Source organism: Rossellomorea sp. YZS02 (assembly GCF_033963925.1).
GTDB lineage: Bacteria > Bacillota > Bacilli > Bacillales > Bacillaceae_B > Rossellomorea.
In genome coordinates, this window is record NZ_JAXBLY010000003.1 from 199,101 (window position 1) to 212,950 (window position 13,850).

Annotated in this window: 9 protein-coding genes; 2 read left to right on the top strand and 7 right to left on the bottom strand. The window is 45.5% G+C overall.

Translation table 11 applies throughout. The annotated features are described in order from the left end of the window. Window positions 1–27 precede the first annotated feature (27 nt). The 5 genes from SLH55_RS05055 to SLH55_RS05075 all read right to left on the bottom strand — a co-directional run bounded on the left by SLH55_RS05055 (window position 28) and on the right by SLH55_RS05075 (window position 7,885). On the bottom strand, window positions 28–1,992 hold the full coding sequence (locus tag SLH55_RS05055; protein WP_320322853.1) for a hypothetical protein: 1,965 nt from the start codon (window positions 1,990–1,992) through the stop codon (window positions 28–30). 65 nt (window positions 1,993–2,057) lie between these two features. Further along, window positions 2,058–3,323 carry an ATP-grasp domain-containing protein gene (locus SLH55_RS05060; RefSeq protein ID WP_219167915.1) on the bottom strand — a complete coding sequence of 422 codons (1,266 nt, stop codon included), beginning with the start codon at window positions 3,321–3,323 and terminating at the stop codon, window positions 2,058–2,060. Between the two features lie 205 nt (window positions 3,324–3,528). Continuing rightward, complete coding sequence (locus SLH55_RS05065) at window positions 3,529–4,248, bottom strand: YebC/PmpR family DNA-binding transcriptional regulator (RefSeq protein WP_219167916.1); 720 nt, start codon at window positions 4,246–4,248, stop codon at window positions 3,529–3,531. Window positions 4,249–4,939: 691 nt separating this feature from the next. Further along, a complete protein-coding gene (gntK, locus tag SLH55_RS05070) occupies window positions 4,940–6,463 on the bottom strand; it encodes a gluconokinase (RefSeq protein WP_320322854.1) in 1,524 nt (507 codons plus the stop codon). Window positions 6,464–6,541: 78 nt separating this feature from the next. Continuing rightward, window positions 6,542–7,885, bottom strand: coding sequence for a GntP family permease (locus SLH55_RS05075; RefSeq protein WP_320322855.1), 1,344 nt, complete (start codon window positions 7,883–7,885; stop codon window positions 6,542–6,544). 278 nt (window positions 7,886–8,163) lie between these two features. Between SLH55_RS05075 and SLH55_RS05080 the strand changes: the two genes are divergently transcribed. Then, on the top strand, window positions 8,164–9,015 hold the full coding sequence (locus tag SLH55_RS05080; protein ID WP_320322856.1) for a MurR/RpiR family transcriptional regulator: 852 nt from the start codon (window positions 8,164–8,166) through the stop codon (window positions 9,013–9,015). A 542-nt stretch (window positions 9,016–9,557) separates the two neighbouring features. After that, a complete protein-coding gene (locus SLH55_RS05085) occupies window positions 9,558–10,967 on the top strand; it encodes a sodium:solute symporter family protein (RefSeq protein WP_320322857.1) in 1,410 nt (469 codons plus the stop codon). A gap of 58 nt (window positions 10,968–11,025) precedes the next feature. On the opposite strand, the gene SLH55_RS05090 is transcribed toward SLH55_RS05085, so the two are convergent. Both SLH55_RS05090 and SLH55_RS05095 read right to left on the bottom strand, forming a co-directional pair. Further along, window positions 11,026–12,348, bottom strand: a complete 1,323-nt coding sequence (locus SLH55_RS05090; protein WP_320322858.1) for an aspartate aminotransferase family protein — start codon at window positions 12,346–12,348, stop codon at window positions 11,026–11,028. Window positions 12,349–12,390: 42 nt separating this feature from the next. Continuing rightward, on the bottom strand, window positions 12,391–13,773 hold the full coding sequence (locus tag SLH55_RS05095; protein ID WP_320322859.1) for a YjiH family protein: 1,383 nt from the start codon (window positions 13,771–13,773) through the stop codon (window positions 12,391–12,393). Window positions 13,774–13,850 lie beyond the last annotated feature (77 nt).

Genomic DNA, 13,850 nt, shown 5'->3' on the forward strand with positions numbered 1-13,850 from the left:
ACATTGCTGCCCAAACGCCTTCAATATTCAAACCCACGTATAATCCCTTCCCCAACTCTCCCTGGCAAGGTCCTTGATTTCATCGACAATGTCATTTTCCACTGCGAAAGCATCACCCTGTTCGTACGGGTTGTAGTGAAAAGCATACAGTCTTGAGACAAATTCGTGAAATGGGAGCGAGCATTCCCCTTCCAGCTCCCCGTTTTCCATAACGGAAGGCTCGATCCCCTGCCCCCAGTTCTGAGAACCGTCGTTGTTTGGATTATAGAAATAAATCCTGTACTCTCCTTGTGGATCTTGAGTGATCCTCAGAATCGACACGGCATGGAATCCAAGGAGCTTCCCATGGACATTCGTAATGAAAATCCCCACCGGATTTGGGTAAATCAAACCGTAATCATCATTGTATTCCGGATGATGAGTGGCATAAAAGAGTCTCACAAAACCGGGATAGTCGGAGATGAGTCCGGTTAAAGGGTCAATCACCGTACTGAATCCCTTTTGGACCCAATCCCCGTAGAATTCTGGATTGACCCAGCGGTGCCCATCTTCCCCTCTAAGGGAGACCCGTCTCATCATCTCACTGTAAATCCTGTCAAGATGAGGGACGAGAACCAGGGACACCGGGTCAAGCTCCTGATGCAGCTCAGGCGCAAGGCCCCCGCTTAGATCCTTGGAGTGAACCGGTGTTCCTTCAAACTTGATGTCGATATCCCCGTCTCTCGCCGCCCTCGGAATGAGTTCGAGTAAATACCCAGGGGCATGCTGGGCCCAGAGGCTGATCCCACGGGCCGTTTGACAGGTTGGATTCAGCCCCTGTCCGATTCCTATAGGCTGCCCCAGGACACTGATGACACCTGCAAGAAGTACCGAATTTGCCGTAATTCCGTCACCCGATTTGCATGAATTAAGGAGGGTTGTCCTCACTTCGGGTCTTATATCAAGTTCGATAAGCCTCTTCAATCCAGGTGACACAGGGGATGATGACAGGACCCCCCGTTCAAGCATAAGGGCAAGACCGTATACGGATTGCTTAGTGGCAGGGTAGATCGCCACTTTTATGAGCTGGAATACGAGCTCTGCATGTTCATCAAGATTTGCCTTTCCTTTATCATTTAATTGAAGGGCAGCCGGAACAAGATTCTGGACCTTCCTGCTTAAGAACCTCAGTAGAATCGCATGCTGAGGTGCAACCAATCCCGTTTCGCGCATGGACCGCGCAAACGCTGTCGCCTCCTTCTCCAATTCTTCATGGGAAAGATCCATCAGCTTCTTGCGGTATTCCCCCGGCTGCATGATCGTTTTACTCAACGGGGACGGACCTTCAATCGCCGATACATACTTCTCCAGCACCAGTCGTTCCGCTGCACTAAGATCCGAATGAAGCATCTTCTTCGCCGTTTCGATCATGGAAACCGTCCGTTTCACCATAATCGGCCGTTGAGCGGTCAACCGCTCAATTTCTTTGATCAGTGTGGTCGTAAGGGCTTGGTAAGACAGCTTATCTGAAAGGAAGTGAAATAATTCCGTTGCCCTTTCACTTTGTTCTCCACCTTCAATACGAGCTGCTTCCGTCGCTTCAGGAAAAAGCAGGTTCAGATTCAGGACCATGACTTCATTCAGGAAATCCTGCGCCATTTCATCACTGACGTCAGGGTGCTCATATTGGGCTTCTGCAATCGAGAGCATCCTTAGTTCGCTCAGGATCTCAATGATTGAAGGTAATCCTTTCGCCTGCAGGGATCCGGCTACAAGAGGGGGCTGGAGCTTGGATGCTTTTTCCCATGGACCGTCCTGGAATACCCCTGCTTTCTCAAAGCGGCTGGCACTTTGATATAAGATTTCGAGCCCTTTTTCTGTATCCAGTAACCTCTGAGCTTCCTGGTAAACGTCTGTTTGATACATTGATTTCGCAAATGAAGCCGCGCTTTCCAATTCACTCAGCGCTTGCAAAAATCGATCTTCCAGCTTTGACGTTAATTCAAATGCCATTTCAAAACTCCTTTATCGTTCAGAATATCGGATAGGCTGTTCTCTGAAGGGTGCACGGTCTCCTATTAAATATAAAAGTTAAATTGTTCGTATTCTTTCAATAACCCTCTCATGACTTCGCTGTCTTCACCGTAGAAGAAGATGGTTCCATAATGATTCCCGAAGCCGATCCGCTGGGCCACTTTCCCCTGAGCCGGACTGAACATATCATGCTTTTCGAAATAAGGATGGTTCTCCAGTTCATCTGGTACCTCGAGCTTCTCCACATAGTTCACATGAGGATGGACCATTAAACAACCTGCATGAGCCTTTGCTTCCTCTCCTGTTGAAGGGAAGAATTCTCTAAGTTCTTCTTCAGTCGTATTCGGATCCCCACAAAGGATCTGAGCTTGATAGGCATTGAATCCGTACGCCCGCTCAATCAGGTCAAAGATATGTCCACCTGGCACCCTGGCCGCAACTTCTCCAAAGTGAAGAGTACCATCAGACGTAATGAAATATTCAGGATGGATGACTCCGTATTCTATCTCGAACGCATCGATGAGCTGTTGAATCGCTTCACGAATGATCGGTCGCTTTTCTTCAAGGGTTGGAGAGGCAGGTACGAAATTGGAATAACCCAATCGCACATACTCCGTTATGTTTAAAAACTGGATCTTGCCTTTATGGATGAATGCTTCACAAGAGAATTCCTGACCGTCTAAATGACTCTCCATCAATAGGGGAAACTCAGATTCAGTGAGGGCATCGATATCTTCCGGATTTTCGATTGCCCGGTGTCCGACAGAGCCTGCTTTATCAAGAGGCTTGACGTGAATGGGGTCGTTCTTATCCCCTTCCACTTTCAAAAGGGCTTCATTTACTCGTTTTAGAAAGCGTCTTACATCCTCTTTATCCCTTGCTTCTTCAAATACACCTACTTTGATTCCCGCAATTTGGGCTTTACGCTTCATCATTCCTTTATCCCTTAAGAGGAGAGATCGGTTAAAGACACGGGGTTCGCTGCGGAAACGGGAGTTCAACGCCCCTGCCCACTCCACGCATTCTTCATATAATGGAATGGCGACTTCAGCACCAAGGGCTTTCAGTTGTTTGTAAAGGTGATCTGAACCTTCATTCAATCGATCGAAGTCCCAGCCGATAAAGGCAATATCATGCTTTTCTGCATAAGCCTCGAAATCAGGCGGACCCACAACGACGAAAGGTCTTTCAAGCTTCGTACACGCCTCGATGGCCGGCAGGCTCCAACCGATCAGTGCCGTTAAATAGGGTTTGGTTTTTTCTTTCACATTCTGTTTGGCCTGCTGCATTTCAAGTTGATCTAGTCCCATATTTTCCTCTCCCTTTTCACGTATTTATTCAGATTCATCTTTAGCATAACAAAGGCCCTGCTGAGAATGAAGTATTATGCTGAATTTTCAGTCTTTTCGACAAATAAAGTGTTCATGCGACTTTACACGACACCAACTTCCCAAATCAATCGTATAAAAAAAAGAAAATCCCCCTGACATATGTCTCAGGGGGATTCAACAGCTTTTATTCACCTAGGTCAACGTTATGATAAACCTGCTGAACATCTTCCAAATCTTCAATCGCATCGATCATTTTTTCGAATTGAGCTTGATCGTCTTCTGAAAGCTCAACATCATTCTGTGCAAGCATTGTAAGCTCAGCCACTGTGAACTCAGTGATACCCGCGCCTTTAAATGCTTCTTGTACAGCATGGAATTGATCCGGCTCTGCATAGACGATCACGGAATCTTCTTCTTCGATGATGTCACGTGCGTCAACATCTGCTTCCATGAGGATCTCCATCACGTCTTCTTCTGATTTCCCTTCCATTCCAATGACAGCTGTGGAATCGAACATGTAGGCAACAGATCCACTCACACCCATGTTTCCGCCATTCTTTCCGAAAGCCGCACGCACTTCAGATGCTGTACGGTTTACGTTGTTGGTCAGGGCATCCACAATGACCATGGAGCCATTCGGCCCAAAGCCTTCATAGCGTAATTCGTCATAATTCTCTTCTGAACCGCCCTTTGCCTTTTCGATGGCACGGTCCACGATATGTTTTGGTACACTATATGTTTTTGCACGCTCAAGAACGAATTTAAGAGTCTGATTCAGTTCGGGATCCGGTTCTCCCTGTTTCGCCGCAACGTAGATCTCGCGGCCGAACTTTGCATATATGCGACTCGTATTGGCATCCTTTGACGCTTTCTTTTCTTTAATGTTATTCCACTTACGTCCCATTTTGTTTCACTCTCTTTCATTTATCTATGGATAGTTTCTGATAATAAAAGGTATATTCGTTTCTATTATACATGAAAAGGGCACTTTTTGGCTAAGTGTCCTTTCCATGTTTCTATCTAAAAGCTCTTTTGGTAAATTTGTTTGCACACCTTAGAATAGTATGTCGTAGTTGATTTCCGCTCCAGGATGCTCGCTTTCCGCGGGGCTGGCGGTGAGCCTCCTCGGCTGCGCCTGTGGGGTCTCACCTGTCCAGCTCCAACGGCTAGCCCCTCGAGGTCATAAGTTAAATGGTCCAAGAAGGCAAAAAGCGCCTTCTAGGTCCATCCACCTTATGCTTGTCGGGGCTGAGCAAGCCGTCTCCGCTTTTCGAGCTGTCCAGCTATTCCCGCAGGAGTCGAGCATCCTTCCGCTCCAATCAAATTTATGGGCATGTATCCTACAAAAAATTAAACTTCAGCAACCAACCTAAATTAGATAAGTAAAAAATCAAGTTCCTTTTATGGAGGTAGACTTCTGTTTTCTATCAGGTTGTTCTTTGGCACCTTTTAGCTCTGTCTCAAAAAATCTCTTAAATATGGTGACGGAAAAGCAATCCCTGCATTTATATAATGTTGTTCTCAAAAAATAAAAACAATAAAAAACGAGCATACATGTAGATAACTTCCTCCGAAAAAAAGCCGACTCAAGAGAGTCAGCTTCCTTCCTGGTAAGCACTGATAGCTTCGTATTCTTCTTCTAATAAACGTGGAACGCGAATGAAGATAGGCATCAGTCGGGTATAGGCTTGGGTTGCTTCAGGATCAGGCTGGTGTGAATGAACGGAGCCGACCATTTCCTTTACTTCTTCAAGAGAGTCGATCATTCCGTTTCCGTACATACCAAGAACTACAGCTCCAAGGCATGAGCTTTCGAAGCTTTCCGGCACTTCCACTTCTTGATCGAACACGTCGGCAAGCATTTGGCGCCACAATTCAGAGCGGGCGAATCCGCCTGTCGCCTGCACCCGTTTCGGCGTACCGATCAATTCCTCCAGTGCCAGAAGAACGCTGTATAAGTTCATGACGATTCCTTCAAGGACCGCACGGATCATATGCTCTTTTTTATGATGCATTCCAAGTCCGAAGAAAGACCCACGCGCTTTAGCGTTCCATAAAGGAGCACGTTCTCCCGCCATATATGGATGGAACAGCAGGCCTTCTGAACCCGGTTTCACTTTGGCGGCAATATCCGTGAGCACTTCATAAGGATCCTTCCCTAATCGTTTCGCCACTTCAACCTCTCCTGAAGCCAATTCATCCCGGACCCATCGAAAGATCATTCCACCGTTGTTCACCGGTCCGCCGATCACCCAATGCTTATCGGTTAGAGCATAGCAGAAGATACGGCCCTTAGGATCCGTCACCGGACGGTCGGTCACGGCACGGATCGCACCACTCGTTCCGATTGTCACAGCGACTACCCCTGGTTCGATGGCATTCACGCCAAGATTCGATAGAACCCCGTCACTTGCGCCCAACACGAATGGGGTTTCGGCAGGCAAGCCGAGCATGTCGGTGTATTCTGCTTTTAATCCAACGATACTTTCCGTCGTGGATACCGGAGTCGACAACTGATCCTTCGAAACGCCTGCCACCTGCATGGCTTCTTCATCCCATGCCAGGTTTTCCAGGTGGAACATTCCTGTGGCAGATGCAATGGAATAATCCACGACATATTTTCCGAACAAGCGATGGAAGACAAATTCCTTGATCGAGATGAATTTCGCGGCTTTTCCGAACAATTCCGGTTTCTCATCCTTCAGCCAGGCAAGCTTCACAAGGGGTGACATCGGGTGGATCGGGGTGCCGGTTCTTCTATAGATTTCAAGTCCGTTCATTTCCTTCTTGATTCTCTCCGCCCATGCGGCACTGCGGTTATCCGCCCATGTAATGGAAGGGGTCAACGGTTGATCATTCTCATCTACAAGGATCAGGCTGTGCATGGCAGAGCTGAATGACACAAACGAGATCGTTTCATTCGTGCTCGAAGCCACTTCCTTGATGCACTTAATGACCGCTTGAAAGATTTCCTCGGGGTCCTGTTCAGCCGTCCCCGGTGTTGGTGTATGTAATGGATATTCGATCCCGTGACGCTCGATCGCTTTTCCTTCTTTATTGAATAGTACCGCTTTGGTACTTGTGGTCCCGATATCGACACCAATCATGAATTCTGACATCTTTGTTCCTCCTAAATAAATAGAGAAAAGGAAGAAGCGACATGGCTCTTCCCTCTTCTGCTATTATTCTATCCTAATTTAGCCAATGAATATCCCTAAAATGAATGCTACTCCGAATCCTACGAACCCGATAAGCGTTTCCATCACTGTCCATGATTTTAACGTATCTTTCACATCTAATCCAAAGTAACGGTTCACTAACCAGAATCCGCTGTCATTCACATGGGAGAAGACTGTCGCTCCTGATGCGATGGCGATAACCATCAATCCAAGAACAGGACCCTGCATACCGAGCGTTTCAATCAGCGGGCTCATCAACCCTGCCGCTGTAACCATTGAAACGGTCGCTGAACCTTGTGCCACACGAACGACCATGGCGATCAGGAAGGCAAGGGCGATTGGAGGCAGGCTTGAACCAGCCATCATATTTCCTAATACTTCCCCTACGCCGGAGTCAATCAATACTTGCTTGAATACTCCACCGGCACCAGTGACAAGAATGATGATTCCTGCTGGCTCAAGTGCCTTCGTTGCAATGTCCTGAACTTCCTGGCGTGAGTATCCACGCTTTGTTCCTAATAAAACGAACGTCAACAGCGTCGCAATCGTTAAGGCTACGAAAGGATGTCCTAAGAATGTAAGGATTGAACGAATCATATTCCCCTCACCTAAAATAACACCAGAAAGTGTATTCAATAAGATCAATACTAATGGAATGGAAATAAGCGATGCGATCAGTGCGAAACTTGGCAGCTCTTTATCATATTCCATTTCTTCTGCCTGCATATATTCAGGAACCACTGCATGGATTCGTTTCGAAATCCATTTTGCAAAAAGTGGACCTGCGATGATCATGGATGGAACACCGGCGATCGCACCAAACAGGATGACCCAACCAAGGTCTGCCCCGATTAAGTCCGCAACCGCAATCGGTCCCGGAGTCGGCGGGATGAAGCTGTGTGTAACGGCAAGACCTGCAAGTAATGGAATTCCATAGTATAGCAGTGACTTTCCTGTTTTACGTGCCAACCCATACACGATTGGTACAAGAATGATGAATCCTACATCGAAGAATACGGGAATGGCGACTAAGAAACCTGTGATACCCAGTGACCATTGCGCCTTATCTTCCCCAAATTTGTTAATCAGCGTCTGAGCAAGTCGTTCTGCTCCACCTGATACTTCAAGCATACGACCGAACATCGCACCTAAACCAACAACGACGGCGACAAACCCTAGGGTCCCGCCCATTCCGCTCTGGATCGAGGCAACAACATCCTGCAACGGCATTCCAGCGGCGATCCCTACGATTAAACTCACTAATAATAGGGCAACAAAAGCGTGAAGCTTTGTTTTAATTACTAAAAATAAAAGAAGAAAAATTCCGGCGAGTGCCACTAAAATAAGCATTTGATCTGACATTGTGTATCCCTACCTTTCTTTTGTCTCGGCAGCCCTGCTGCCCATTTTTTATAACGGTTGATCCTGACTCCTTGTAGAAAGCAGTAAAGCGTTTGCAAAACACCCTATGTATCTATTACTCTCTAAAATGATTTTCACAAATCATCAGGAAAATTATTTTCTGTCTATCTCTATTATAAAAAATATTTTTCTTTTTGCAACCGTTTACAGAAATTATTTTTATTTTTCTTGTAATCTTGTATAATGAAATTATGAAAACCCTTACAGGAGTGGTGTCTATGAGTCAACATCAACATTGTTTAGCAAGTATACGTTCTCACTATCCCCAGTTCAGTGTGACAGAGAAAAAAATTGCCGACTATATCCTTGAAAATCCAAACGAGATCATCCATTCCACAATCAATGGACTGGCCGAAGACTTGGGAGTTGCCGACTCTACCGTCTTCCGTTTTTGTAAACGAATCGGTTTCAAAGGCTATCAGGCAATGAAGATCGCCCTTGCCTCTGAAATCGTGACTGGACTTAAGGACATTCATGAGCGGATCGATGAAGGCGACACAGCACAGACGATTGCCACTAAAGTCTTCAGGTCCAATATCAAAACGATAGAAGACACACTGATGGTGGTTGATGAAAAGAAGCTGTTGAAAGCTGTGGATATGATGAATAGCGCACGTTCCATTGAATTCTTCGGCAGTGGCGGATCCGGTGTCATCGCCCTTGACGCATATCATAAGTTCATCCGGACCGGATTACGTGTGCATGCGGCAAGCGACAGTCACATTCAGCTTATGACCGCTTCTCAGATGACGAGTGACGATTGCGCTGTGTTCATATCTCACTCAGGTTCGACGAAGGATATCCTGCAGGTTCTCGATATCGTCAAAGAAACCGGGGCAAAGACCATCTGTATCACCAATTTCGCCAAGTCCCCATTAAGTCAACGAGTCGATACGTCACTCTTCACTGTTTCCGAAGAAACCGATTATCGCTCAGAAGCCTTATCTTCCCGCATTGCCCAGTTAACACTGATCGATGCCCTTTATGTAAATTTAATGATGAGGCGGGAAATGGAAGGACAGGATGCGCTCAGGAAAATGCGCAAAGCTATTTCGGTTAAAAGACTTTAAAAGATGGATTGGCTTTAGCCGGTCCATCTTTTTAATACTCTCATTCTCTTAAAATCAATAACACTTTCGACCTAAAAAACCGAACGGATATATAGGTAAAAAGTATGATTTTAATCCCTTTCACAACCTTCATTTATTATAAATTTCGAATAATTCCTTCTATTTCTGTATCAATTGTCCCGTATGACCTTAACATCCATCCCATTTTTTACCTGTGTGCAATTACTGTCCGAAAATCTCGCTAAATCAGGCTTTCCGAGCATTTTTTATCGGAATGAATATGTGCTAAGGTTAAGTAGAAATGTTTTTACGTGAGACAAGCATTCATGAAAAACATCACAAAGAAAGACATTTTCAAAGCCTCTTACAACCTCTAAACTTTTCTCAATAGTTTTAGAATACTTAATTGATAGGTAGAACTTTCTACCTTCCCTTCAGGCTAAAATGTGTTTATCTTTTCACCGGTGATTATTAAATTGTGATTAAGAAATGAATCAACGTTCTCTCGCGTGAACAAATACTGTTCAGGAGATGATCGTTTTATGGAATTACAACAAAATCCACATTTATTATGGTTTATAGGGATATATGCGGTACTAATGATTGGGATCGGTACGTATATGTCTAAGAAAGTATCCAGCAGTAATGATTTTATTCTGGCTGGAAAAAGTCTGGGTCCTTTTGTATTGATGGGGACATTACTTGCAACATGGACTGGTAGCGGAAGTATTTCCGGCGGGGAAACATCTGTTGCATACAGCTTTGGGATTATTCCTTCGTTAATGCTTATGATTCCGACCCTTGTGGGAATCGGGATTCTTTACCTCGTTGCTCCCAAAATACGTGCATTCAGTAAATATACCGTTTCAGCCATCCTTGAAGAAAAATACGGTTCCACTGCACGGAATCTTTCAAGTGCCATCATCATCTTAGCCTATGTCGGTATTGTTTCATACCAGATGAAAGGTTTCGGCTTTATTCTTAACTTAACAACAGGCATGTCGGTTGGTCTCGGGACGACCATTGGTGCTGCCTTGATCATTTTTCTAGCGATGATCGGTGGTTTGCGCTCTGTATCTCAAACAGATGCACTGAGCGGATTCCTCATGGTCGGTGGATTGATCATCACTGTGCCAACCATTTTCTTCATTGCAGGGGGATGGGATGAAATCGTTAAAAATGTACCTGCATCCCATATGTCAGCAACAGGCAACTTATCCATCATCCAATTGATCGGTTATTTATTGCCATCCTTATTCTTATTATTGGGTGACCAGAACATGTACCAGCGTCTGGCTTCATCTAAAGGAGATTCTTCATCAAGAAAAGGACAAATTGGGTGGCTTATTGCCATGATCATCATTTCTCCTGCCATCTCATTGATCGCCTTTGCATCCCGTTCTCTATTCCCAGATATCGATCCAGGAATGGCGTTGATGGCAACGACGGTAGCAATGCCGATTGGAATCGGGGGAATTCTTTTGGCAGCGGCAGCATCCTTTATCATTACAACAGGAAATTCGTATTTATTGTCTGCTGCAACGAATCTGACCTATGATATTTACGGAAAATATATAAATCCTAATGCTTCAGATGATAAGCAGTTAAAAATCACAAAGATGTTCATCGTTATACTTGGAGCTTTAGCATTCATCATTATCAATTACTTCCCGAGTGTACTCGATGTCCAAATGTATGCTTACACCGTTTATGGTGCAGGCATTACCCCGGCTGTTTTAGCCGTTTTCTTCTGGAAACGTGTCAATGCTGCCGGTGGAGTTTCATCAATGATAGCAGGTGTCATTTCAACGTTGGTTTGGGAAATTGTCCTTCAGAAACCATTTGATCTGAACAGTGTCGTCATTGCGGTTCCATTAGCCATCATTGTGTTGGTCGTCGTGACACTTATGACTTCTGACAAGAATGACGCTCAATTACAACAAACGGCATAAGGTTTGCAAAAAGGCTGGATTCAGGTACATCTTCGTACCTGAATCCAGCCTTTTTCTTTTAATCGAAATGACTCATCAATGTCACCTCGTATTCACTCAGTGCTTCATCCAGCATTCGCAACCCTTCATCAATTTGTTCTCTTGTGACAGTAAGAGGAGGAATCATCCGGATCACTTCGGAGTGGTTTCCACATAGGTAGAATAAAACCCCTTTTTCCAGAGCCCTGTCAAGGACGTCCATCAGGCCTTCCTGATTCGGTTCTCCTGTTTGGGGATGAACGATTTCGATCCCGATCATCAACCCCACCGCCCGGATGCTCCCAATCACAGGGTGTTTCTCCTGCAATTGCTCAAGCTTCGAAACAGCGTAAGCCCCCATCGCCTTCGTATTATCCAAGAGATTTTCCTCTTTCATGACTTCTAAGGTGGCAAGACCGACAGAGCAGGCAATCGGGTTCCCGCCAAACGTGGTTCCATGACTTCCAAGAGGCCATTGTTTCATCAGTTTATTGGATGCGACCGTCGCACTCAAGGGGAGCCCCGAGGCAATCCCTTTTGCAATCGCCATAATATCCGGCGTAACATCGAAGGTTTGTGCAGCGAACCAATTTCCAGTACGGCCGAATCCTGTTTGAACTTCATCAAAAATCAATAAAATACCGTGTTGATCACAAATCTCCCTTACCTTTTTAAGCCATGCCTTCGGAGGGACGATATATCCTCCTTCCCCAAGTACGGGTTCCAAAATGACGCATGCCACCTCTTCAGGGGTTACCTGATGATTAAATAGCGTTTCAAAATCCTTTTCAAGCTTGCTGACAACATACTGCGCCGAATCCTGACCATCTGGGCACTCCCGTTCGTTCGCATACGGAATTTGATACGTTAATCCTGAAGGCTGCATAAACTTTCGGTACTTGCTCTTGGAAGTGGTGACACTTAAGGCACCGAGGGAGCGCCCATGAAAACATCCTGTAAAGGAAACCACATATGGACGCTTCGTCACATATTTAGCCAGCTTGATCGCCCCCTCGATCGCTTCCGTTCCGCTGTTGGCAAAGAAGAAACTATCCAGGTCACCCGGTAGAATCTCTGCCAGTTCATCTGCCAGGCGAAGAATCGATTCATACATGATGACACCTGACGGACCGTGCATCAGCCCGTCTGCTGCATCTTTGATCGCTTGTACGACCTTCGGGTGACGATGTCCCACATTTGTGACGGCGATCCCGGAGGTGAAATCAAGATACTTCCTACCGTCAAGTCCATAGTAGTAGCAACCTTCTTCTTTCACTACCGGTAAATTTGGATGATCCTTTGCCATGCTCGGTGCTAAACGATCAGGCATACGCTCAATAAGCTGTTCAAACGTTCGTTCCATTTCAGTACCCCCATATCCATTTTTGTATAAATCCTCGAGGTTTTACATAAAGAAAAAGTGCGCCAGTAACGCTACGATCGGCAATGTAATAATCGTACGCTGGATAAAGATGATAAATAGATCCAAGAAGCTGATGGGAATCTTAGATTTGATCAATAAAATTCCGATTTCGGACATGTAGATTAATTGAGTCAGAGACATAGCGGCAATCACGAATTTCGTCAACTCACTCTCGATGCCACTCCCTACTACAGCTGGCAGGAACATATCGGCAAACCCGACGATCATCGCAGGAGCAGCATCTGCAGCCTGTGGTATTTGAAGAAGCTCCAGGAATGGTACGACCGGATAGGCCAATACATCAAACACCGGTGTATACTCTGCCACAACTAAAGCAAGCGTTCCTAGGGCCATGACAAGTGGAATAAGTCCGAACCAGATATCCAATACGTTCTGCAATCCTTTCTTGGTCACTTCCCCGACACTCTTCACTTCCGATGCTTTTTCTACGGCTTTTTCAAATCCCCACTGAAGGCGGGATACATCATCGGGCACCGTTTCAGAAATTTGCATGCCGACAGGCTCATAATACGTGTCTTTTTTACGGGAAAGCGGCGGGATCCTCGGACAGATCACAGCTGCTGCAATCCCGGCAATAACAACCGTTCCATATAGTTGGACAAACATGGATTCCAACCCTATGAAACTGACAATCACAAGACTGAAAGCGATGGAAGCAACCGAGAAGTTCGTTGCAATCACTGCCGCTTCGCGTTTTGTATAGTACCCTTCTTCAAATTGTTTCGTTGTAATCAGGACACCTACCGTCCCGCTTCCCATCCAGGAAGCAAGGGCGTCGATAGAAGACCGGCCCGGAAGCTGGAATAAAGGCTTCATGATCTTTTGAAGCAGCGTACCGAAGAAATCCATCAGGCCAAAGTCTAATAATAGGGGCATCAATAGCCCTGCAAACAGGAACCAGGTCGTTAAGACGGGAACTAACGAATACAGGACCGTTCCACCCGTATAGTCGGATATAATCCACTCCGGTCCGATTCCATTGACGGTCATCACGGCAAATACAGTCCCTATCACCCGGGTCGCAATCCAGAAATAACCTACATCGAATAATCCTTTTAAGAATGATTGCTTAACAATCCATTGAGGTTTAACCAATTTCGTGAAAATGGCCATCAGAGCCGATAGACCAAAAATGACTGTCATGAATAATGGCAGCACACCTTCTAACATCCCTTGAAAATAAGAAGCAAATATTCCGACACCGATGGTCATATTCCCTTCATATGTAACAGGGATCAAAAACAACAACACCCCAATCAAAGAAGGAATGATAAACTTCATCGCTTCTTTTACCGATCTAGACTGAGTTTGCAACTCACTTACATTCGGTTTTCCAACTTCCATTGTCACACACCCCTTTGAAATTTTATCCAATGATTGTGAAGCTAAAGCGCCTGCTCCCCCTTTATTCGTTTCTGAGT

Excerpts from the sequence above, each read along its gene's own strand:
- SLH55_RS05055 (WP_320322853.1), bottom strand. The coding sequence starts at position 1,992 with ATGGCATTTGAATTAACGTCAAAGCTGGAAGATCGATTTTTGCAAGCG.
- SLH55_RS05060 (WP_219167915.1), bottom strand. The coding sequence starts at position 3,323 with ATGGGACTAGATCAACTTGAAATGCAGCAGGCCAAACAGAATGTGAAA.
- SLH55_RS05065 (WP_219167916.1), bottom strand. The coding sequence starts at position 4,248 with ATGGGACGTAAGTGGAATAACATTAAAGAAAAGAAAGCGTCAAAGGAT.
- gntK (WP_320322854.1), bottom strand. The coding sequence starts at position 6,463 with ATGTCAGAATTCATGATTGGTGTCGATATCGGGACCACAAGTACCAAA.
- SLH55_RS05075 (WP_320322855.1), bottom strand. The coding sequence starts at position 7,885 with ATGTCAGATCAAATGCTTATTTTAGTGGCACTCGCCGGAATTTTTCTT.
- SLH55_RS05080 (WP_320322856.1), top strand. The coding sequence starts at position 8,164 with ATGAGTCAACATCAACATTGTTTAGCAAGTATACGTTCTCACTATCCC.
- SLH55_RS05085 (WP_320322857.1), top strand. The coding sequence starts at position 9,558 with ATGGAATTACAACAAAATCCACATTTATTATGGTTTATAGGGATATAT.
- SLH55_RS05090 (WP_320322858.1), bottom strand. The coding sequence starts at position 12,348 with ATGGAACGAACGTTTGAACAGCTTATTGAGCGTATGCCTGATCGTTTA.
- SLH55_RS05095 (WP_320322859.1), bottom strand. The coding sequence starts at position 13,773 with ATGGAAGTTGGAAAACCGAATGTAAGTGAGTTGCAAACTCAGTCTAGA.